This is a genomic window from Pseudomonas chlororaphis subsp. aurantiaca (assembly GCF_013466605.1).
Lineage (GTDB): Bacteria > Pseudomonadota > Gammaproteobacteria > Pseudomonadales > Pseudomonadaceae > Aquipseudomonas > Aquipseudomonas chlororaphis_I.
In genome coordinates, this window is the sequence record NZ_CP059162.1 from 711475 (window position 1) to 731780 (window position 20306).

At 66.1% G+C, this 20306-nt stretch carries 19 protein-coding genes; 5 read left to right on the forward strand and 14 right to left on the reverse strand.

All coding sequences use genetic code 11. The annotated features are described in order from the left end of the window. Positions 1–361: 361 nt before the first annotated feature. The 14 genes from H0I86_RS03150 to cbiE all read right to left on the reverse strand — a co-directional run bounded on the left by H0I86_RS03150 (position 362) and on the right by cbiE (position 14759). Positions 362–1372, reverse strand: coding sequence for a FecCD family ABC transporter permease (locus tag H0I86_RS03150; RefSeq protein WP_180924002.1), 1011 nt, complete (start codon positions 1370–1372; stop codon positions 362–364). Further along, positions 1369–2340: an ABC transporter substrate-binding protein gene (locus tag H0I86_RS03155; protein ID WP_180924003.1), complete on the reverse strand. Its 972-nt coding sequence runs from the start codon at positions 2338–2340 to the stop codon at positions 1369–1371. Before H0I86_RS03155 ends, H0I86_RS03150 begins: the two co-directional genes overlap by 4 nt. Beyond that, the gene (locus H0I86_RS03160) at positions 2337–3125 is read right to left on the reverse strand and encodes an ABC transporter ATP-binding protein (RefSeq protein ID WP_180924004.1); all 789 of its coding nucleotides are present in this window, start codon (positions 3123–3125) and stop codon (positions 2337–2339) included. Before H0I86_RS03160 ends, H0I86_RS03155 begins: the two co-directional genes overlap by 4 nt. A gap of 144 nt (positions 3126–3269) precedes the next feature. After that, positions 3270–5396: a TonB-dependent receptor gene (locus tag H0I86_RS03165; protein WP_180925783.1), complete on the reverse strand. Its 2127-nt coding sequence runs from the start codon at positions 5394–5396 to the stop codon at positions 3270–3272. A 171-nt stretch (positions 5397–5567) separates the two neighbouring features. Next, the gene (locus tag H0I86_RS03170; RefSeq protein ID WP_180924005.1) at positions 5568–6950 is read right to left on the reverse strand and encodes a PepSY-associated TM helix domain-containing protein; all 1383 of its coding nucleotides are present in this window, start codon (positions 6948–6950) and stop codon (positions 5568–5570) included. 137 nt (positions 6951–7087) lie between these two features. After that, entirely contained in the window at positions 7088–9223 is a 2136-nt protein-coding gene (locus tag H0I86_RS03175; protein ID WP_180924006.1) for a TonB-dependent copper receptor, read from the reverse strand. Positions 9224–9314: 91 nt separating this feature from the next. Continuing rightward, positions 9315–9668 (reverse strand): DUF2946 domain-containing protein, encoded by a 354-nt coding sequence (locus H0I86_RS03180; RefSeq protein ID WP_050899131.1) that lies wholly within the window; start codon positions 9666–9668, stop codon positions 9315–9317. A 105-nt stretch (positions 9669–9773) separates the two neighbouring features. Further along, positions 9774–10268 (reverse strand): copper chaperone PCu(A)C, encoded by a 495-nt coding sequence (locus H0I86_RS03185; RefSeq protein WP_180924007.1) that lies wholly within the window; start codon positions 10266–10268, stop codon positions 9774–9776. A gap of 48 nt (positions 10269–10316) precedes the next feature. Next, positions 10317–10715 (reverse strand): DUF2946 domain-containing protein, encoded by a 399-nt coding sequence (locus tag H0I86_RS03190; protein ID WP_180924008.1) that lies wholly within the window; start codon positions 10713–10715, stop codon positions 10317–10319. A gap of 113 nt (positions 10716–10828) precedes the next feature. Beyond that, entirely contained in the window at positions 10829–11152 is a 324-nt protein-coding gene (locus H0I86_RS03195) for a helix-turn-helix domain-containing transcriptional regulator (RefSeq protein WP_009046758.1), read from the reverse strand. Positions 11153–11157: 5 nt separating this feature from the next. After that, the gene (locus tag H0I86_RS03200) at positions 11158–11493 is read right to left on the reverse strand and encodes a type II toxin-antitoxin system RelE/ParE family toxin (protein ID WP_180924009.1); all 336 of its coding nucleotides are present in this window, start codon (positions 11491–11493) and stop codon (positions 11158–11160) included. Between the two features lie 207 nt (positions 11494–11700). Next, a complete protein-coding gene (locus H0I86_RS03205) occupies positions 11701–12414 on the reverse strand; it encodes a cobalt-precorrin-6A reductase (protein ID WP_180924010.1) in 714 nt (237 codons plus the stop codon). Beyond that, entirely contained in the window at positions 12411–13508 is a 1098-nt protein-coding gene (locus H0I86_RS03210; RefSeq protein ID WP_180924011.1) for a cobalt-precorrin-5B (C(1))-methyltransferase, read from the reverse strand. The genes H0I86_RS03205 and H0I86_RS03210 overlap by 4 nt, the downstream gene beginning before the upstream one ends. Before the next feature lie 45 nt (positions 13509–13553). Next, positions 13554–14759, reverse strand: a complete 1206-nt coding sequence (gene cbiE / locus H0I86_RS03215) for a precorrin-6y C5,15-methyltransferase (decarboxylating) subunit CbiE (protein WP_180924012.1) — start codon at positions 14757–14759, stop codon at positions 13554–13556. Between the two features lie 138 nt (positions 14760–14897). Here cbiE and cobG point away from each other — a divergent pair, with 138 nt between their 5' ends. The 5 genes from cobG (at position 14898) to H0I86_RS03240 (ending at position 20273) form a co-directional block, all read left to right on the forward strand. Further along, entirely contained in the window at positions 14898–16205 is a 1308-nt protein-coding gene (cobG, locus tag H0I86_RS03220) for a precorrin-3B synthase (RefSeq protein ID WP_308416462.1), read from the forward strand. Beyond that, positions 16198–16824, forward strand: coding sequence for a precorrin-8X methylmutase (locus tag H0I86_RS03225; protein WP_016703767.1), 627 nt, complete (start codon positions 16198–16200; stop codon positions 16822–16824). The genes cobG and H0I86_RS03225 overlap by 8 nt, the downstream gene beginning before the upstream one ends. Next, complete coding sequence (locus H0I86_RS03230; protein WP_180925784.1) at positions 16824–17555, forward strand: precorrin-2 C(20)-methyltransferase; 732 nt, start codon at positions 16824–16826, stop codon at positions 17553–17555. Before H0I86_RS03225 ends, H0I86_RS03230 begins: the two co-directional genes overlap by 1 nt. Further along, complete coding sequence (cobJ, locus tag H0I86_RS03235) at positions 17555–19252, forward strand: precorrin-3B C(17)-methyltransferase (protein ID WP_180924014.1); 1698 nt, start codon at positions 17555–17557, stop codon at positions 19250–19252. Before H0I86_RS03230 ends, cobJ begins: the two co-directional genes overlap by 1 nt. A gap of 760 nt (positions 19253–20012) precedes the next feature. Continuing rightward, complete coding sequence (locus H0I86_RS03240; RefSeq protein WP_180924015.1) at positions 20013–20273, forward strand: hypothetical protein; 261 nt, start codon at positions 20013–20015, stop codon at positions 20271–20273. Positions 20274–20306: the final 33 nt, after the last annotated feature.

Sequence of the window (20306 nt, forward strand, 5' to 3'; positions counted from 1 at the left end):
ATGCGGACTACTGAAGGGCTGTTTTGCAAGGGGTGTGCCTAGTCGGCACAGGGCATGAAAACGTCGCTTTTACGGAGCAGGGGAGAGGGCTGGCGCACCAATGCGGGGCCATCAGGCGTCTTTGGTGCGGGCGAATGCGCTTCGTTGGTGCTGGTGGCGACCGCCCTTGTAGCCACTGCCGCAGGCTGCGATCGCGACCGAAGGGGCGCGCAAGGCTTCAAGATCGCCGAAGGCCTTATCGCAGCCTGCGGCAGCGGCTACAGGGCGTTGTCCGCGAAACCGTGTATGTTGTTCTTCTGTAGGAGCGAGCGGGCGGCGATCCGACTTGCCCGCGATGGCGGCGCATCAGGCACACCGCTTTTCAACGGCGGCGCATCAGGCCGATGAAAAACAACCCGCCAATGGCCGCCGTGGCCACGCCTATGGGCAGGTCCTCGGGGGCGATCAGGGTGCGGGCGGCGACATCGACCCAGACCAGGAACACGCTGCCCAGCAGCACGCACACCGGCAACAGCCGACGATGCTCGGCACCGACCAGACGCCGGGCGATATGCGGCACCATCAGCCCGACGAAGCCGATGGAACCGCTGATGGACACCAGCATCCCGGTCATCAGCGAAGCGATCAGGAACACCCGCAGCCGCACATTGCGGGCATTCAAACCGAGGGTCACGGCGGTCTGCTCGCCGGCCATCAGCGCGTTCAACGGCCGCGCCATGCCCAGCAGCAGGCCCAGCCCGAGCAGTACGCTGGCCGCCGGCACCGCGAGCAGTTCCCAGCGCGCCAGGCCCAGCCCGCCGAGCATCCAGAACATCACCGCCGAGCTGGCGCGGTGGTCGCCCATGAACAGCAGCAGGTTGGCCACCGCCATCATCACGAAGGACACCGCCACCCCGCACAACAGCAGGCGGTCGCTGTCGAGCCGGCCATGGCGCGCGGCGATGCCGAGCACCAGCAGCATGCTCGCCAGGGCACCGATAAAGGCGGCGATGGGCAGGGTCAGCAGGCCGACGATTTCACCCACATGCAGCACCACGATCACTGCGCCCAGGGTGGCGCCAGAAGTCACGCCGAGCAGGTGCGGATCGGCCAGCGGATTGCGCGTCACCGCTTGCAGCACCGCACCGATCAACGCCAGCCCGGCGCCGACCAGGGCGCCGAGCAGCATGCGCGGCACGCGGATCAGCCAGACGATATGTTCCTGCCCGGCGCTCCAGTCCACCTCGCCCAGGCCGAGGGTCTTGTGCAGCAGGATGCGCCAGACCACGTCCACCGGCACCCGCGCCGAGCCGAAGCCCAGGGACAGTACGCAGGACGCCAGCAGCAAGGCGCCGAGGGCAGTCAGCAGCAAGGCATAACGACGATCGATCATGCGCCGTGGAAACCCTTGGCCAGGGTTTGCACCGCTTCGACGTTATCGATGCCCGGCGTGGCTTGCACGTAGGGGATCACGATAAAGCGCTGGTTGCGGATCGCGTCCACCGATTGCAGCGCCTTGTTGTCCAGCAGGAACTGCTGCTTCTGTTCGGCGCTGATTTCGCTGTAGTCGACGATCACGATCACCTGCGGATTGCGCTCGACCACGGTTTCCCAGTTGACCCGGGTCCAGCTGGCCTCCACGTCGTCGAGGATGTTGCGTCCGCCGGCGGCGTCGATCAGCGCTTGCGGCATGCCCAGGCGGCCGGAGGTCATGGCGCGGTCTTCGCCGCTGTCGTAGAGGAACACCCGCGGTTTCTCCGTGGGCAGGTCCTGCCGGATCGCGGCGACCTGTTGCTGCATATCGGCGATCAACTGGTTGGCGCGGTCCTGCACATCGAAGATCCGCCCCAGGTTGCGCAGGTCGTTGTAGGTGTCGTCGAGGCTGGCCGGCGGGCGCTTCATCACGAAGGCGCAGGACTCGGTCAGTTCCAGCACATTGATGCCCAGCGGCGTCAGGGTCTGCGGGGTCAGGTCGCCGCCGACACGCATGCCGTAGTCCCAGCCGGCGAAGAAGAAATCGACATTGGCGTCGAGCAGGGTTTCCACCGACGGGTACTTGGCCGCCAGCTCCGGCAGGCCGTCGAGGATGGTCCGCATCTCGGGCGTCACCGCCTTCCAGCCGCTGATGCCGCTGTAGCCGACCATGCGCGACTTGAGGCCGAGGGCGAGCATCATCTGGGTCATGTTGATGTCGTGGCTCAGGGCATGTTTCGGCGCCTCCTTGAAGGTCACCTCGCGGTTGCAACTGTGAATGGTCAGCGGGTAACGAGTGGCTTCGGCGCAGGCCTGGCCGGCGAGCAGCGACAGGGCCAGGCCAAGGCTGGAGCGAAACAGGCGGTTGAGTGAGACGCGCGGGGTCATGGTTGGGTTATCCAGGTGATTCGTGGGTAGCCGGACAGCGGGTGTCGGTCGACCAGGGCCTGGACGCCGAATACCTGCTGCAGCAGGTCGCGGGTCAGCACTTCGGCCGGTGTGCCGCTGGCGACGATGCGCCCGTGATCGATCACATACAGGCGGTCGCAGAAGGCGGCGGCCAGGTTCAGGTCATGGATGCTGGCGAGGGTGCCGATGCCCAGGCGCTTGACCCGTTGCAGCAGCTCCAGTTGATAGCGCGGATCGAGGTGGTTGGTCGGCTCGTCGAGGATCAGCAGTTGCGGTTGCTGGGCCAGGGCGCGGGCCAGGATGACGCGCTGCTTTTCCCCGCCGGACAAGGTAGCGAAGGCATGCGCCTCGAAACCCAGCAGGCCCACCGACTCCAGCGCCTGGCGGGCGATGATGCGGTCTTCGGCGCTGTCGCCGTCGAACAGACCCTTGTGCGGCGTGCGTCCCATGGCGACCACCTCTTCGACGGTCAGGCCGAAGGCCTCGGGAAACTCCTGCAATACCACGGCGATGCGTTGGGCGCACCAGCGCGGCGTCTGCCTCCAGACGTTGTAGTGATCGAGCCGGACTTCGCCCTGGTCCGGCCGGCTGAAGCGATAGCTGCAACGCAACAGGCTGGTCTTGCCGCTGCCGTTGGGACCGATCAGCCCGACGAACTCCCCCGGCGCCACGCGCAGGCTGGCCTCACGCAGCTGGAACTGGTGATGACAGTGGCCCTGGCCCAGGGGCGTCCAGGCCAGGTTGGTGAGGTTCAGCGAGGTCATGCGGTGTCCGTGTGATTCCCTGTAGCCGCTGCCGAAGGCTGTGAAAAGGTCCGCAGGACCTTCCGAGGACTTCAAGAGCGCGTCCGCTACGTCGGAATGCCGCCCAGGCCGATCGCAGCCTTCGGCAGCGGCTACAGGTATTGGTTAAAAGGCGTAATCGGTGGTCACGAAAAACGACCGCGGTTCGCCGAGGATCCATTGCTGGCCCTCATTGTATTGGCTTTGCGCGTACTGCCGGTCGAACAGATTGTTCAGCTGCAAACCGAAGGTGGTGTTGCGCAGGGCTTTCCACGACAGCACCGCATCGACCACGGTGTAGCTGGGCAGCTCGTTGCGGTTGGCCAGGTCGGCGTAACGGGCATCGACATAACGCACCCCGGCGCCGGCCCGCAGGTTATCGGTCACCGCCTTGTTCAGCCACAGGTTGGCGGTGCGCCGTGGCACGTCCACCGGGCGATTGCCACTGCGCGAGACGAACCGGTTGCCGACCTGCTCTTCGAAGTCGTCGTACTGGGCCTTGACGATGGCGGCGTTGGCCTGCAGTTGCCAGGCGTGCGGCAGTTGCAGGTCGAGGCTGGCTTCCAGGCCACGGGACGACTGCTGGCCGACCTGTTGCTTGAGCGTCGGGTTGCCCGGGTCGTCGGTCAGCAGCTTCTTCTTGACGATGTGATAGGCCGCCAGGGTCCATTCGCCGCGCTGGTCCCAGAACATCTGCTTGAGGCCGATCTCGCTCTGCCGGGCGCGGGCCAGGTCGTATTGCTGCTGGCTCGGGCTTAGGGAAATCAGGCCGCCGACGCCGTCGGTGCTGGTGGCGTACTGGCCGTAGAACGAAGTGTCCGGCGTCAGCGCGAACACCAGCCCGGCCTTCCAGTTGTTGCCGGTCAGGGTCTTGTCGCTCTGGCTGCCGTCCACCAGGTTGTCGCGATCCACCTGCACGTAGTCGCGGCGCACGCCGGTCACCAGCGACCAGCGCTCGCTCAGCTGGGTACGGTTTTCGGCGAAGGCCGACATCTGCTTGGTGGTGCTCTGGAACTGCGGACGATAGGCCGAGGTGCTGTCGAAACGGCCCTTGTCCGGGTGTTGCAGATCCAGCGGTTGGCCATCCGGCAGCGCATCGTTGAACGGCGAGTTGCTGTTGAGCTGGAAGCGGATGCGGTTGTAATCGACCCCGGCCAGGGTCTGGCTGTCGAGGCCGAACAGGCTGTGCTTGAAGGTGAAGGTCTGGCGATCGCCGACCTGTTCCTGCTGGTGCTTGATGGCGAAGTTACCGCTGCGCAGAAGCTGCTGGCCGGCGGTGTCCCAGTTATAGTTTTCGGCGTTCTGCCAGCGGCGTTGGGCCTTGAGGTAATACAGCTCGTTGCTGGCGCTGAGGCTGTCGGAGAGCTGCCACTCGCTGGTCAGGCGCGTCCACTGATCGTTGTAGTGCTGCTTGTCGTTGCCGATGTTGTAGTTCTTGTCCCGCAGGCCCTCATGGAAGCGGCCATTGACCAGCGGGGTGCCGAAGTAATTCATCGGCTGCTGGTCGCCGTAGTCGTGGGCGAGGGTGAAGGCCAGGTCGTCCGTGGCCTGCCAGCGCAGCGCCGCGCTGATAAAGTCGCTGGCGCTGTCGCCGTGATCGATCCAGCCGTTGCTGCGCAGGCGGTTGAGGTTCAGGCGATAGCTCAGGGTGTCGCTCAGCGAACCGCCGCTGTCGAGGGCCTGCTGCTGGCTGTCGTAGGAACCGTAGCCGAGGCGCAGGTGGTTTTCGATCTCGCCGGCGAAGGGTTTCTTCGGGATCACGTTGACCACCGCGCCGGTGGCGCCTTCGCCATACAGCACCGAGGCCGGGCCGCGCAGCACATCCACCCGTTCCACCGACCAGGTGTCCACCGGGAAGGTCACGGTGCCCATGCCGCTGTACAGGCGATTGCCGTCATACAACTGCATCACTGAACCCTGGCCGGTAAAGCCACGTGCCGACAACGAAGTGCCGCCGTCGCCCGGGGTGCCAGTGCGGCTGATCCCGGTGCCGCGCGACACCGCGTCCTGCACGTTGCGGTCGCCACGCTGGCGAATGCGCTCGCCACTCAGGCTCTCGGTGCTGGCCGGGGTTTCCAGGGCGCTCAGGCCCAGGCGCGAGCCGGCGGTGGTCGGGGTTTGCAGGCTGATGTCCTGGGCGTCGATGGCGGGCGCGCTGATGGTGCCGGTGGGTAGCGTCAGCGGCGCTTCGTCGGCCTGGGCAGAGTGATTCAGGGCCAGCAGGCAGAGGCTGGACGCAAGGTACTTATTTATTGAGGGGCAGTTCATTGGGGCGGTTGAATCGCTTCTTCGAAAGGAATACCCGCAGCCTTGGCGCTGCGGGTAGGGATCTTACATGAAAGTGTTATAAGGTAACATTATGCGTGTCGGAAATTGAAGCGACAGCAGTCTACAGATCCCTCTAAACCGCGCATCTCGCCTGATTCATGATGAAGATGAGGCCGATTCAGTCGAGCGGTTCCAGCGCGACAGCAGCAAGCGATCCAGCAGCCACACGGCCACCAGCGAGGCGCCGACCAGGGGAAAGGCCACGGCCAGCGCCAGCATGATCGCCATCGCGGTTTTCCATTTCGGCAGGTCGTGGCGCAGCGGCGGTACGCCAAGGCGTCCCTGGGGACGGCGCTTCCACCAGATCACCAGGCCACTGACGGCGCTCAGCAAAATCATCAGGCAGATCAGCAGCACCAGGATCTGGTTGAACGGGCCGAACATCTTGCCTTCGTGCAGCATCACCCCGACTTCGGTGGCGCGGGCCACATTGCTGTACTGCTGCCAGCGCACATCGGCCAGGACCTTGCCGGTGTACTGGTCGACATGCAGGGTGGCGTCGTTGCGCGGGTCGTCGGCGAACACGGCAATGGTGAACACGCCGCTGGCGGTGGTCGGCAAGGTGATGCTGTAACCGGCTTCGACCTGGCGCTGGGTGGCGATGTCCTGCACCTGCTGCAGGCTGATCACGGGCGCCGCCGGGCCTTCGTGCGCGGCGCCGTGGGCCATGTGTTCGGCGTGGTCGCCGGACATCGGCATCGGCGTGTTCTCCATGGCCCAGGGCACGGTCTGGCGGCTGGCGGTGTTGAGTTCGCCGGCCTGCTGGTCGGACTTGGGTACGTCATTCCACATCGCCGCCGGAAAGCGGTTCCACAGCTCGGCGTATTGCTTGCCCCAGAAGCCGGTCCAGGTCATGCCGCTGAGCAGCATCAGCAGCAGGAACGCCGCGCCCCAGAAGCCGACCACGGCATGCAGGTCGCGCCACAGCACGCGGCCGCGGCTACCCAGGCGCGGCCACAACACCCCGGCCGACGACTTGCCGCGCGGCCACCACAGGTACAGCCCGGACGCCACCAGGACGATGCCCCAGCCCGCCGCCAGCTCCACCAGGCGGTCGCCGAGGGTGCCAATCATCAGTTCGCCATGAGTGGCCCGGGCGATGGCTTGCAGATTGTTCTTGGCGTCCTGCTCGCCAAGGATATTGCCGTGGCAAGGGTCGACGAACACATTGAGCTCGCCGCCCTCCTTCTGCACCACGAACTGCGCGCTGCGCCCGGCTTCGAGCGGCGGCAGGTACTGCTTGACGTGGCCCTGGGGATACGCGGCCTGGACCCGCTGGAGCTGCGCGTCGGCGCTGAGAATGTGGTGTCCCGCCGGCACCTGCAGCAGGTGGCTATACATCAGTTGGTCGAGCTGGGGTTTGAACAGGTAGATGATCCCGGTCAGGGACAGCATCACCATGAAAGGGGCTACGAACAGCCCGGCGTAGAAATGCCAGCGCCAGGCCAGGTTGTAGAACGACACTTTGGGTTGGCTCATCAGGGAATGCTCCGCATGGGCAATTGTCTCTGGAGCCGCTGCCGATAGGTTGCGATCGGCCCCAACGGCCGCAGCGTACTCAATATCGCTGAAGGCCTTATCGTAGCCTTCGGTAGCGGCTCCATTTCTTGTTGTGTTTAGAAGCTCAGGTCCACCTTGGTCCAGAGCGTGCGCCCTGGTTCGTTGATGGCTTGCGGGTCATTGGCCGGGTAGCCGAACCCGGCGTTGCCGGCCAGGTTCAGGTGCTCGGCGTAAGCCTTGCCGAACAGGTTGTCGACGCCGGTGCTGACCTTCAGGTTCTTGTTGATCCGATAGGCGCCGTTGAGCGAGAACACGCCGAAGCCGCCGCTCTTGCCGAAGTCCTTGCCGACCACGTTGCCCTTGTTTTCGTCGATGCGGTTCTGCGCCGCCACCACCCGCCACAGGGCGCCGGCACTCCAGTTGTCCTCGCTGTAGGTCAGGCCGAAGCGCGCGTCCAGCGGCGGCATCTGCGGCAGTGGCGTACCGTCGCTGCTGTTCTTGCCCCAGGCATAGGCCAGGGTGGCGTCGGCCTTCCAGTTGTCGTTCAGCTTGTAGGCCGCGCCGAGTTCGCCGCCCATGATGCGCGCGTCGATGTTCTCGGCTTGCGAGGTCATGCCCATCATCCCCGGGCGGTAGTTGAACAGGATGTAGTCGCGTACCTGGCCGATGTAGCCCGAGGCCCAGGCTTCCAGAACGGCGGTCTTGTATTGCAGGCCGAAGTCGAGCTGGGTGGTCTTTTCCGGCTTGATCGAGTCGAAGGCGTTGAGGGATCCGGCCGGGCCCATCTTCGGCGAGAACAGCTCCCAGTAGTCCGGGAAGCGTTGCGCGTGGCCGAGGCCGACATAGACCGTGGTCGGGCTGTCGGCCAGGTCATGCTCGTAGCGGATGAAACCGCTGGGCAGGGTGTCGGCGCGGGTATCGCCGGCGGTCGGGTTGGGCCGGCTCATCATTGCGGAGCCGATGCGCTGGCGGTAATCCTTGGCCGAGGCGCGGTCCACCCGGGCGCCGCCGATCAGCCGGTCGCGGTCGGCGGCGTACCAGGTCAGCTCGCCGAACGCGCCGTAGTTGTGGAAGTCGGCGTCCTTGGTGCGCGGCTGGTCCTTGTAGGTGTCGATGCCCATGGCGCTGCGCTGGCGGTGTTCGTTGGTCTGCGCATCGATACCACCGATCAACTGCACATCGGCCCAGCGCCAGGTGGCCTTGATCCGCGCGCCGAGGGTGCGACGGTCGACGTTGCTGGCCATGGGTCCGGCCATCATCCCGGTACCGGACGGCGTGCGCAGGGTGTAGTTGTCCATCACATGGTCGGCGTAGTTGTAGTAGACCTGCGCCTCGACCTTATCCAGCACCTCGCCGATGTTGGAGCGCTCGAAACGCAGCCCCAGGCTTTCGCGCTTGAACTGCGAGCCATCCATGCCACGCCCGGCGTAACGCGCTTCGCCGTCGCCCTTGCCGGCGGTGAGTTCCAGCAGGGTGTCGGCGTCCGGGGTCCAGCCGACGGCGACGTCACCGTTCCACTTCTCGTAGCGCGACGGCACGGTGTCGTTGTTGCCGTCCTTGTAGTCGTCGGAATGGGCCTGGTTGCCGATCACCCGCACGTAGCCCAGCGGTCCGCCGGCGGCGGCATCCACCACCTTGTCGAAGCGGCCGTTGGAGCCGGCCAGGACGCTGGCGTTGACCCGGGTGCCCAGCTCGCCGAAATTTTCCGGCTCGCGGTCGAAGAGGATGGTCCCGGCCGAAGCGCCCGGGCCCCAGAGCACGGTTTGCGGGCCCTTGATCACCGTCAGCTTGTCGTAGGTTTCCGGCGAGATGTAGGAGGTCGGTGCGTCCATGCGGCCGGGGCAGGCGCCGAGCATCATGCTGCCGTTGGTGAGGATGTTCAGGCGCGAGCCGAACATGCCGCGCAGCACCGGGTCACCGTTGGTGCCGCCATTGCGCACCAGGGCGAAGCCGGGGATGGTCTTGAGGTAGTCGCCGCCATCGCTGGCCGGGACCGGTTGGCGCGGATCCTTGGGGTTGGTGACCACGGTCAGCGGCGAGCTGGGGGCGATGGCGGTGATCACCGTCGGGCTCAATTCTTCGCCGTGCTGGCTGTGATCGACCGGTTGTTCGGCCGCCAGGGCCAGCGGCGTGAGCAGGGCGCCGCACAGTACGGCGATGGCATGGCTGAAACGTACGCGAGGTTCGTTCAGGGCAACGGTAGCGGGGGCCTGGGCAGAGCACAGGCGAGTGTCAGCAGAAAACCTGGACATAAAGGTTCCATCAATCATTTCGTAAACAACACGGCCAGCAGCCTGCGGCTGTCTTTTCTACAGTCGGCCGGGTGAAGTGCGGTTGAGGGGTTTACGCAATGACTGGCGGGGCGCGGGTCCGGGCGCCGGGGAACACCGTCTGCCGGGCATGGCCCAGGCGCGGCGAAGGGGTGAGGAAGTGGCTGGACGGCGAACTGTCGAGCGCCGTGAACGACAGGCTGCCAGGCAGTGCCGGGCAGTTGAACAGCAGGCTGCAATAACCGCACTTTTCCCAGAGCGCATGGTGTTCGCCCTGGGCCTTGCCGTGCTCTGCGCCGTGCGGGGTTTCACCGTGGCAGCCGGGCTCGCCCATGTTCATGTCCGTCGACATGGACAGGTTCATCGGCATGGCCTGATCCATCGGCATCGACTGGGAAATCAGCGGGCCGATAAAGATCATCAGCATGGCGAACAGGCTGATCCAGCTGCCGCGCCGTACTTTCAGGGGCGTGCGCACGGATCGCCGGGTGCCAGGCGAGCGCGGGGAGTTCACGGTAATGACGGCCGGCGCTTATTGGGCGTGCATGTGTTCCTGGGGGCCCGCGGGCGCCTGCTTCTGCACCGCCACCTCGACCGTGACGTCGCCGGACTTCTCGAAGTGCAGGGTCAGCGGGAAGCGCTTGCCGTCGCCGAGCTGGCTGCGGTCTTTGAGTTCCAGCAGCATCACGTGATAGGCCATGGGCGCGAAGGTGACGGTATCGCCCGGGGCAATCGCCACGTTGGGCACCTGCTGCATCTTCATCAGGTCGCCCTGCTGCACATGCTCATGCAGCTCGGCCTTGCCCGCGATCGGCGAGTCGACGCCGAGCAGGCGGTCGGCATTCTTGCCGGTGTTGTGAATGACGAAATAGGCCGCCACCGTCGGTGCATTGGGCGGCAGCTCCTGCGACCAGGGGTGGGCGATCTGCAACTCGCCAGCCTTGTATTCATGGGCGGCGGCAAAACCAGCAGGCAACAGCAGGGCGGCCAGCAGCAGGGCTTGCTTGACCAGGGTGGATTTCAACATGGCAGTTCTCCAGAACGATTCGACACGCAGATCAATTGCGAGGTGGAGTCAGACCAGAGGTGAGGCGCGGGGATTGAGGCTTGGCCATTGTTGGCGCGGCGTGGGCATGATCAGCGCGGGTGGGGCGACGCTGCGGTTGGACTCGAAACGGGCGAAATACAACTGCGGCGCATGGCCTGGCAGGGCAACCAGGGGCGCCGAGCCGGAACAGCACCAGCAGTGCTGCATCGTGGAATGATCGTCGTTCTGCGGGGCTTGCTGCTCCAGCTTGCCCAAGGAGATCGCCACCAGCTTGGTGCCGCTGGAGGAACAGAAACTGCCCCACAACAGTTGCTCGGCGGGCGCTCGATCGGTCTGCTGCATGGCTCCCGAAAGCGGCATGGCAAGCATGTTGAACAGCACTGCGAAGCAGGCGATCCAGGCAAATGCGAGCCGTTGTCGGGACATGGTGACGATCCGTCAGGTTGAGCGAACAGGGAGGTATTTAGCCTGATCGCTGTGGATAAGTAAAAAGGCGCCGTGCGGTGTGGTGTCGCAGCGCCACCTGGACTTGCCGTTCCTCAGTGAGCCGGTACCGCGCGGACCTCGATGGCAACGCCGAGCTTGGCGCGGATGGCGGCAAAGATCGCGGCCAGGTTGTCCATGCTCGGGTTGCCGCTGGCGGACAGCATGCGATGCAGGCTCTTGCTCGGCTTGGCGGTCTCCCGGGCCAGCGCTTCGAAGCCGACGGTGGCGTTGATCAGATCGCGCAGAATGATCCGCGACATCTCCGGTTCGCCATTGAGAAACAGCGTAGCCGCCTCGTCCAGCAGCGCCTGGGAAAACGCCGGGTCGCGCTCGGCGCGTTCGGCAATGCTGTGCTTGAAGCTTCGAGTCAGTGCCATGGGTGTCACCTCGTTTTCAGTTCGGCCTTCTTGCGGTGATGGAATTCGGCGATCAGTTTTTTCGCCTGCCTGATGTCTGCCTGCTGGGTGGACTTGTCGCCACCGCCAAACAGGATCACCAAGTACCGGCCTTCCTGGATCAGGTAGATCCTGTAGCCCGGGCCCCAGTCGATGCGGTATTCGCCAAGCCCGTCGAACCACTTGATGTTGGACGTGTTGCCCATTTCCAGGCGTAGCAGCGCGGTGGAAACCTTGACGGCTGCCTGGGTATCCAGCGTTTCGAACCTGCGACCGAAGGGGCTGCGCTGGTTCTCTTGCTGGTATTCCTCGACTGTGATCATCTCCGACCTTAAAGGTAACAAATAAGTTACTATGTGGATAGGCCTTTGATCGTGACGCAAAGCCTGTTCGTGGCCAACGGCGCAAGTGTTTCTGCGATCTTCAATCCGCGAAGGTCCCGTGGCGCGGTGGCCAGGGCTGCGTCTTGCCGTTCGGCGGGGAGACTTGGTAACTCGATGTATTGGCCGCGCTTTTGCGCGACCAGGAGGTCAGCGCAGGGCCTGGAGCAACTCGCCCAGGTCATGGAATTCCCGATCGACCGCTGGCAACGGCGGCCGCTGCAGGATCAGCACCGGCACCCCACGCTCGCGCGCCACTTCCAGCTTGGGTTCGGTGGCGCTGCTGCCGCTGTTCTTGCTGATCAGCACGTCGATGCGGCAGCGTTCGAACAGTTCGCGTTCGCTGTCGATCAGGAAGGGGCCGCGTGCGCCTATCACTTCGCAGCGGTCATTGCCGGGGTACGGGTCGAGGGCGCGCAGGGTCCAGAACTGCCCGGCGGGGATCTCATGCAGGTGCTGCAAGGGCTCGCGGCCCAGGGTGAACAGCGGGCGCTTGAAGGGTTTGAGTGCGTGGACCAGCTCGGCCCAGTCGCGGACTTCGCGCCAATCGTCACCGGCCTGTGCTTGCCAGGCCGGTCGGCGCAGGGCCCAGCAGGGGATGCCACACAGTTGCGCGGCCGTGGCGGCGTTCTGGCTGATCTGTGCGGCATAGGGGTGAGTGGCGTCCAGCAGCAGCTCGATGCCTTGCTCGCGGATGAACCGGGCCAGGCCCTCGGCGCCGCCGTATCCGCCGACCCGCACCTGGCAGTTCAGGTCAGCGGGCACGCGCCCTATACCCGCCAGGCTATAGATGTGCTCCGGCCCCAGAGTGCGGGCGATGGCCAGGGCCTCGGTCACGCCGCCCAGCAGCAGTATGGGTTTCATCGAAAAGCTCCGGCATGGCCGACGATGCCGCCCTGGCGGTCGATGGCGAAGACTTCGACCTGGACCTGCGGCGGCACCACGCTGCGCGCAAAGTCCAGGGCGTGCTGGCACACCGCGTCGCCCAGGGCGATGCCGGCGGCGCTGGCCATGGCCAGGGCCTGCTGGCTGGTGTTGGCGCCACGGATGGCGTCTTGCAGCGCCTGGTCGGCGCCGACCGCCGCGGCCCATTCGGCCAGTTGCGGCAGGTCGATGCTGGAATGGCGGCTGTGCAGGTCCATGTGCCCGGCCGCGAGCTTGCTGATCTTGCCGAAACCGCCGCACAGGCTGAGCTTGTCCACCGGCACTTTGCGCAGGTGCTTGAGCACGGCGCCGACAAAGTCGCCCATCTCGATCAGGGCGATTTCCGGCAGGTCGTAGACGCGGCGCATGGTGTCTTCGCTGGCGTTGCCGGTACAGGCGGCGATGTGCAGGTAGCCGTTGGTCTTGGCGACGTCGATGCCCTGGTGGATCGAGGCGATATAGGCCGCGCAGGAAAACGGCCGCACGATGCCGCTGGTGCCGAGGATCGACAGGCCGCCGAGAATGCCCAGGCGCGGGTTCATGGTTTTCAGTGCCAGGGCTTCGCCGTCCTCGACGTTGACCGTGACCTCGAAGCCGCCCTGGTAGCCGAGTTCCCGGGCCAGCGTCGTCAGGTGCTCGCTGATCATCCGGCGCGGCACCGGATTGATCGCCGGCTCGCCGACACCCAGCACCAGGCCGGGGCGGGTCACGGTGCCTACGCCTTGCCCGGCGATGAAACGAATGCCGCTGTCCGGGCTCAGGCATACCTGGGAATAGAGCAGGGCGCCGTGGGTCACGTCGGGGTCGTCGCCGGCATCCTTGATGGTGCCGGCTTCGGCACCGTTGTCGGTAAGGCGGCAGAATTCCAGGCGCATCTGTACCTGCTTGCCCTTGGGCAGGACGATCTGCACGGCGTCGCTGCTGGTGCCTTCGAGCAACAGGCGCGCCGCCGCCAGGCTGGTGGCGGTGGCGCAGCTGCCGGTGGTCAGGCCGCTGCGCAGCGGGGCGGGTTGTTCCGCCGTTTCTTCACGCATGCTGCGCGGCCTTGTACAGGCGCATGTTCGCTCTTGCAGGGGTGTTCATAGCGGTTTGACGAGGTCGAGCAAGGTAATGGGCAGCGCCTGGCGCCAGGTGTCGAAGTCCCCCAGCGGCAGGGCCTGGGCGACATGGAGGCGGGTCAGCTCGCCGCCATGCCGTTCGCGCCAGGCCATCAGGGTCGTTTCGCTTTGCAGGGTCACGGCGTTGGCCACCAGCCGGCCACCGGGCTTGAGCCGGGCCCAGCAGGTGTCGAGCACGCCGGGGCGGGTCACGCCGCCGCCTATGAAGATCGCGTCCGGGGCTTCCAGGCCATCCAGCGCTTGCGGCGCGCTGCCGCGAATCAGCTGCAGGCCGGGCACGCCGAGGGCGTCGCGATTATGTTCGATCAGTTGCTGGCGGCCTGGGTCGGCTTCGATGGCCAGGGCCCGGCAACTGGGGTGCGCGCGCATCCATTCGATGCCGATCGAGCCGCTGCCGGCGCCAACATCCCACAGCAGTTCGCCCGGGACAGGTGCCAGGCGGGCCAGGGTAATGGCGCGGACATCGCGCTTGGTCAGCTGGCCGTCGTGCTGGAAGGTCGAGTCCGGCAAGCCGGCCAGGCGCGACAGCCGCGGCGTATCGGGTTCGGCCAGGCATTCGATGGCCACCAGATTGAGATCGGCGATGGCCGGGTCGCTCCAGTCGTTGGCGGTGCCGTCGGTCCGTCGCTCGGCCTCGCCGCCCAGATGCTCGAGCACGCTGATACGGCTCGGGCCGAAGCCGCGTTCGCGCAACAGCGCGGCGATGGCCGAGGGGCTGAGGCCGTCATTGCTCAGGACCAGCAGGCGCACTCCGCTGAACAACTGGGCGCTGAGGGCTGCCACGGGGCGGGCGACCACCGAGAGCGTCACCACCTCTTGCAGCGGCCAGCCCAGGCGCGCGGCCGCCAGTGAATAAGAGGAAGGCGCGGGCAGTACGTGCATTTCCTCCTGGGCCACCTGGCGCGCCAGGCTGGCGCCGACGCCGAACAGCATAGGGTCGCCGCTGGCCAGCACGCACACCGGCTCGCCGCGCTTGGCCAGCACCGGTTCCAGGGAGAAGGGGCTCGGCCACAGCTGCCGTTCGCCACGGATGCACACTGGCAACAGGTCCAGTTGCCGCTGGCCGCCGACGATCCGCGAAGCGCCCATCAGGGCGCGCCGGGCGTTCTTGCCCAGGCCCTTGAAGCCGTCTTCACCGATTCCCACTACTGTCAGCCAGGGCGACATCGCTATTCCTCGAGGGTAAAACCTGTTCTTCCGACAGGCAGGCTTTTCATGCCTTCGGACAAAGCAGGCATAATACCGCGCCTTCGCCCGCGAAGCGCCTTTCCCACACAGCTGGTCACCCCCTTGAACGAACGTCCGATGTCCACCGCCTTACGCCCCTCGGCCTGTCCGGGGTTGCTGCGTATCGTGCCGGCGCTGGATGGCGGTATCTGCCGGATCAAGCTGGCCGGCGGCGCGATCAGCGCCGCCCAGGCCCGCGCGGTGGCCGATGCGGCCGAGCGTTATGCCGGCGGGGTGATCGAGGCGACCAACCGCGCCAACCTGCAGATCCGCGGGATTGGCGCCGAGCATCAGGCGCTGATCGCCGATCTGCTGGCTGCCGGCCTGGGGCCGACCACCGCGGCCGGCGATGATGTGCGCAACCTGATGCTCAGCCCCACGGCCGGAGTTGACCGGACGCTGATCGTCGATACCCGGCCTCTGGCCGCGCAGATTCTCGCCACCTTGCAGAGCCATCCGCGTTTTCATGAGTTGTCGCCCAAGTTTGCCGTGCAGCTCGACGGTGGAGAAGCCCTGGCCATGCTGGAGCATCCCCATGACCTGTGGCTCTCGGCGTTCGAGGGCGCGGGCGAGCCCTGGCTGGCCTTCGGCCTGGCCGGTTGCCCCGGGGACCGGCCCCTGGCCAGCGTGGCGCTGGAGGATGGGCTTGCCCTGGTGGTGGCGATGCTGGAGCTGTTCCTCGACCTGGCCCGCCCCGAACAGACCCGCATGCGCCAGCTGTTGGCGGAACACTCGGCGGCTGAACTGCTGGTGCAGGTATCCGCGCGCTTGCCGGGGCCGGTGATCCGGGTAGGCGATTGGCAGCGCGTGACCCCATCCGAGCCGCTGCATATCGGTACTTATCCACAGCGGCAACCGGGCCGGGTCTATGTTGGTGCAGTCACGCCCCTGGGGCGGCTGGACCCGCCGATGCTGCGCGGCGCGGTGCAGCTGGCCGAGCAATGGGGCGACGGCAGCCTGAGGTTCACCCCCTGGCAGAGCCTGTTGCTGCCGAACCTGCGGGCCGAGGACGCCGCTGAAGTTACGCGCCGCCTGCAACGGCTGGGTTTTCTCTGCTCGCCAGAGCAGACCCTGGCCCATCTGATTGCCTGTGCCGGTTCCAGCGGCTGCGGCAAGGCCCTGGCCGATACCAAGGGCGACGCGGTGAAGCTGGCCGCCTTGCTCCAGCGCCACGGCCTGGACGTACACCTGTCCGGCTGCTCGCGTTCCTGCGCCGCCGCCCATGTGGCGCGGGCCACCTTGCTGGCCGTCGCCCCCGGTCGTTACGACCTCTATTTTCGCGATGCAGCGCAGCCGGGTTTCGGCACGCTGCACGCCCGCAACCTTTCCCTTGAAGCGGCCGGCGCATTGCTCGATGCCCGCCCACGGAGCACCCTTGATGATTGATTACATCCGCGACGGTCAGGAGATCTATCGCAACTCCTTCGCGATCATTCGCGAGGAGGCCAGGCTCGATCGCATCCCCGCGGACCTGGAAAAACTCGCGGTGCGGGTGATCCATGCCTGCGGCATGGTCGATGCCATCGACGGCCTGCAATTCTCCGAAGGCGCGGGCCAGGCCGGGCGTGCCGCCCTGGCCGCCGGTGCGCCGATCCTTTGCGATGCGCGCATGGTGGCCGAAGGCATCACCCGCGCCCGTCTGCCTGCGAACAATCAGGTGATCTGTACCCTGCGCGACGAGCGCGTGCCGGAGCTGGCCCGCGAACTGGGCAACACCCGCTCGGCGGTGGCCCTGGAACTGTGGCGGCCGTACCTGGAAGGTAGCGTGGTGGTGATCGGCAACGCCCCGACCGCGCTGTTCTACCTGCTGGAAATGCTCGACGCCGGCGCGCCGAAACCGGCGCTGATCCTCGGCTTCCCGGTAGGCTTCGTCGGCGCGGCCGAGTCCAAGGCGATGCTCGCCGCCGACAGCCGCGGCGTGCCTTTTGTGATCATGCAAGGTCGCCTGGGCGGCAGCGCCATGGCCGCCGCCGCCGTCAATGCCCTGGCCACGGAGATCGAATGATGCAGCAACCTGGACGTTTGATCGGCCTGGGCGTCGGCCCCGGTGATCCGGAACTGATTACGGTCAAGGCCCTGCGCCTGCTGCGCGAGTCGCCGGTGGTGGCGTACTTCGTCGCCAAGGGTAAAAAGGGCAATGCCTTCGGCATCATCGAAGCGCATTTGCAGGACGCGCAGACCCTGTTGCCGCTGGTCTACCCGGTGACCACCGAAGTGCTGCCGGCGCCGCTGTCCTACGAGCAAGTGATCAGCGACTTCTACGACAGCGCCGCCGAAGACTTGGCCAGGCAGCTGGACGCCGGCCGCGACGTGGCGGTTATCTGCGAAGGTGACCCGTTCTTCTATGGCTCCTACATGTACCTGCACGACCGCCTGGCCGAGCGTTATAAGGCCGAAGTGGTGCCGGGCGTGTGCTCGATGCTCGGTGGCGCCTCGGTGCTGGGCGCGCCGCTGGTGTATCGCAACCAGAGCCTGTCGGTGCTGTCCGGCGTACTGCCTCATGACGAACTCAAGCGCCGCCTGGCCGATGCCGACGCGGCGGTGGTGATGAAGCTGGGGCGCAACTTCCCCAAGGTGCGCCAGGTGCTCGAGGAGCTGGGCCTGGCCGAGCGCGCGCTGTACGTCGAACGGGCGACCATGGCCAACCAGAAGATTGTGCCGCTGGATGAAGTGCAGCCGATGTCTTCGCCGTATTTCTCGCTGATCATCGTGCCCGGTGAAAGGTGGCAAGGTTGATGGCCTGTTCCGCGCCGGCCATCGTCATCCTTGGCCAAGGCAGCCTGGCGACTGCGCGCAAACTTCAGCAGCTGTACCCGGACGCGCTGATCCACGGCCTGGCCGAACGGGTCGAAGGCGCCGACCGCCCGTACCAGGAGTTCGGCGCGACCCTGCGCCAGTTGTACCAGCAGGACACGCCAATCATAGCCCTGTGCGCCGCGGGCATCGTCATCCGGACCCTGGCGCCGCTGCTGCTGGAGAAGGGCGCGGAGCCGCCGGTGCTGGCCGTGGCCGAAGACGGCAGCGCAGTGGTGCCGTTGCTCGGTGGCCTGGGCGGGGTGAACGTCATGGCCCGGGAAATCGCCGCCGGCCTGGGCGTGGCGGCGGCCATTACCACCAGCGGCGAGTTGCGCTTCGGTACCTGCCTGCTCAACCCGCCCAGCGGCTATGCCCTGGGCGATCTGGAGCTGGGTAAGCGTTTCGTCTCCGACCTGCTGGGTGGGGAAAGCGTGCGCATCGAAGGCGCCGCGCCCTGGCTGGCCGAGGCCCGCTTGCCGCAAGACCAGCAGGCCCGGCTGACCATCCGCGTCGGCTCGGCCGAGCGCGAGCCGGCCGCCAACGAGCTGCTGATCTATCCGCGCAGTGTGCTGATCGCCTGCAACGGCAAGATCGCGGGCGCCGCAGCGCTGCGGGAGGCCTTGCACCAGAAGAAGATCGCCGCGCAATCCGTCGCCTGCCTGCTGGCCGCCGACTGCGACATGGCCAGCCCGGCCCTGCGCGAGGCCGCCGCCGACCTGGGTGTGCCCCTGCGTTTCGCCCCGGCGGCCAGCAGCGTCGCCGAGCTGGCGCAACAGGCCGTGCCGCAACTGCTGCCGCCGCTGAGCGTGGGTGAAGACATCGCCATTGCCGTGGCCAGCCAGCCGCTGGACCCGCAGCAGATCGGCCGCCCTCGTGGCCGCCTGGCGGTGATTGGCCTGGGTCCTGGCGCCGCCGAACTGATGGTACCGGCGGTGAAAGCCGAACTGGCGCGGGCCAACGATATCCTCGGCTACGAAACTTATGTGCGCATGGCCGGCCCGTTCCGTGCCGACCAGGTCATGCACTGCACCGACAACCGTGAAGAAATGCAGCGTGCCCGCCACGCCTTCGAACTTGCCGCCCAAGGCCGTTCGGTGGTGGTGGTGTCTTCCGGCGACCCGGGTGTCTTCGCCATGGCCGCGGCGGTGCTGGAAGCGCTGCACGAATCCGGCGAGCCGGGCTGGCATCAGGTCGAGCTGGAAATCCTTCCCGGGGTTTCCGCTTCCCTGGCCACCGCCGCACAGGCCGGCGCGCCGCTGGGCCACGACTTCTGTGTGCTGTCGCTGTCGGACAACCTCAAGCCCTGGGCGATCATCGAGAAGCGCCTGGACCTGGCGTCCCAGGCCGACCTGGCCCTGGCATTCTACAACCCGATCTCGCGCTCGCGCCCTTGGCAGCTGGGGCGCGCGCTGGAGATCGTGCGCCAGCACCGCACCGCGGATACGCCTGTAGTGCTGGGGCGGGATATCGGCCGTCCGGGGCAGACCTTGCGGGTCACCACCCTTGGCGACCTGACTCCGGAGCAGGTGGATATGCGCACCATGGTGTTGGTGGGTTCTTCCACTACCTGCGTATTCCCCAAGGCTGGAGGTGGGGAGTGGGTGTATACGCCGAGGTGGTACGGCGAGCAGCCATAGGCCTGCCTTTGTGGCCGGGGCGCGCGTTTTGCAGGCTTCTGTAGGAGCGAAGCTTGCTCGCGATGGCGGTGGTGGCTGCGCTGGTGATGCTGGACGGTGTACATATCCGTTTCTGCGGTAACGGCCACTTAGGGTTCCGCCCTTACGGCGGGTCACTTTTACCAAGCGCCGTAAAAGTAACCAAAAGGGCTTGCCCCTGCGTACGGCCTTCGCTGCGCTCAGGTTCCCTCGCTCCGGTGTCCATCAGGGGGCATCGACTCCGGTCGGCTTCGCTTCGACCTCCATACGATGTCCTCGACTGCGTCGAGGGGCGCCGCGCGCCTGTCCCCTGATGAACACCTCCGCTCGGCCTCCCGATGGGGCGGGTGGATCAAAAGCCAAAGCCCGGCGCGACCTACCGGTCGGCGGCTACAGGCGTGGAGTGTCAGGGAGGCAAGTCTGGTTCTGCGGAAGGTAATGGCAACACTTTGACGGTTGCCGCTGATTTTTTGCGAAGCCATAGTTGCCCGGCCGCCGACGCATCGGCGGTCGATCTTAGCCGGTCGAAATGTGGGGCTATGAACGCTTAAGCGCCATCCATTACCATGCTGGCGCTTTTTGCTGCGCGGCATCCTTTATGGTGGCTGTGCGCGGGACACCTTCGGGTGTGCCGGGGAATGTTCATAGCTCCATCTCCGGTCGGCTAACCCTCGCACAGCTGCCTCCCATTTGTTTAGCCGCAAAGAGTGGCAGCTCTTTATGTAACTAAGGAGCTATGACCATGACGGACTTCATCCCCCTACAAAGCAATCTCACCCCCACCCCGGTGTTCCACCTCAACCGCAACGCGCCTGCAGCCGATCTGCATGGCGGCGCGGTACAGCGCATCAAGGCCTCGCGCGATCTGATGCATAGCCTCAACTGCCTGAGCCTCAAAGGCGTGAGCGAGCGCGACCTGAGCCACTTCGTCAACGCCGCCCACCTGTTGCTGCAAGACGGCTGCGACGCCCTGGATGCCTCGCAGTGGCGTCTGGACGCTTAAAAATCCCTACCCCAGAAACAGCACAGGCTCACT

Bases quoted from the DNA above. Each gene is read 5' to 3' on its own strand.
- H0I86_RS03240 (WP_180924015.1), top strand. From the start codon at position 20,013: ATGACGGACTTCATCCCCCTACAAAGCAATCTCACCCCCACCCCGGTG.
- H0I86_RS03170 (WP_180924005.1), bottom strand. From the start codon at position 6,950: ATGAGCCAACCCAAAGTGTCGTTCTACAACCTGGCCTGGCGCTGGCAT.
- H0I86_RS03180 (WP_050899131.1), bottom strand. From the start codon at position 9,668: ATGCTGATGATCTTTATCGGCCCGCTGATTTCCCAGTCGATGCCGATG.
- H0I86_RS03160 (WP_180924004.1), bottom strand. From the start codon at position 3,125: ATGACCTCGCTGAACCTCACCAACCTGGCCTGGACGCCCCTGGGCCAG.
- H0I86_RS03195 (WP_009046758.1), bottom strand. From the start codon at position 11,152: ATGGCACTGACTCGAAGCTTCAAGCACAGCATTGCCGAACGCGCCGAG.
- cobJ (WP_180924014.1), top strand. From the start codon at position 17,555: ATGGCCTGTTCCGCGCCGGCCATCGTCATCCTTGGCCAAGGCAGCCTG.
- H0I86_RS03205 (WP_180924010.1), bottom strand. From the start codon at position 12,414: ATGAAACCCATACTGCTGCTGGGCGGCGTGACCGAGGCCCTGGCCATC.
- H0I86_RS03230 (WP_180925784.1), top strand. From the start codon at position 16,824: ATGCAGCAACCTGGACGTTTGATCGGCCTGGGCGTCGGCCCCGGTGAT.
- H0I86_RS03210 (WP_180924011.1), bottom strand. From the start codon at position 13,508: ATGCGTGAAGAAACGGCGGAACAACCCGCCCCGCTGCGCAGCGGCCTG.
- H0I86_RS03185 (WP_180924007.1), bottom strand. From the start codon at position 10,268: ATGTTGAAATCCACCCTGGTCAAGCAAGCCCTGCTGCTGGCCGCCCTG.
- H0I86_RS03155 (WP_180924003.1), bottom strand. From the start codon at position 2,340: ATGACCCCGCGCGTCTCACTCAACCGCCTGTTTCGCTCCAGCCTTGGC.
- cobG (WP_308416462.1), top strand. From the start codon at position 14,898: ATGTCCACCGCCTTACGCCCCTCGGCCTGTCCGGGGTTGCTGCGTATC.
- H0I86_RS03225 (WP_016703767.1), top strand. From the start codon at position 16,198: ATGATTGATTACATCCGCGACGGTCAGGAGATCTATCGCAACTCCTTC.
- H0I86_RS03190 (WP_180924008.1), bottom strand. From the start codon at position 10,715: ATGTCCCGACAACGGCTCGCATTTGCCTGGATCGCCTGCTTCGCAGTG.
- cbiE (WP_180924012.1), bottom strand. From the start codon at position 14,759: ATGTCGCCCTGGCTGACAGTAGTGGGAATCGGTGAAGACGGCTTCAAG.
- H0I86_RS03175 (WP_180924006.1), bottom strand. From the start codon at position 9,223: ATGTCCAGGTTTTCTGCTGACACTCGCCTGTGCTCTGCCCAGGCCCCC.
- H0I86_RS03150 (WP_180924002.1), bottom strand. From the start codon at position 1,372: ATGATCGATCGTCGTTATGCCTTGCTGCTGACTGCCCTCGGCGCCTTG.
- H0I86_RS03200 (WP_180924009.1), bottom strand. From the start codon at position 11,493: ATGATCACAGTCGAGGAATACCAGCAAGAGAACCAGCGCAGCCCCTTC.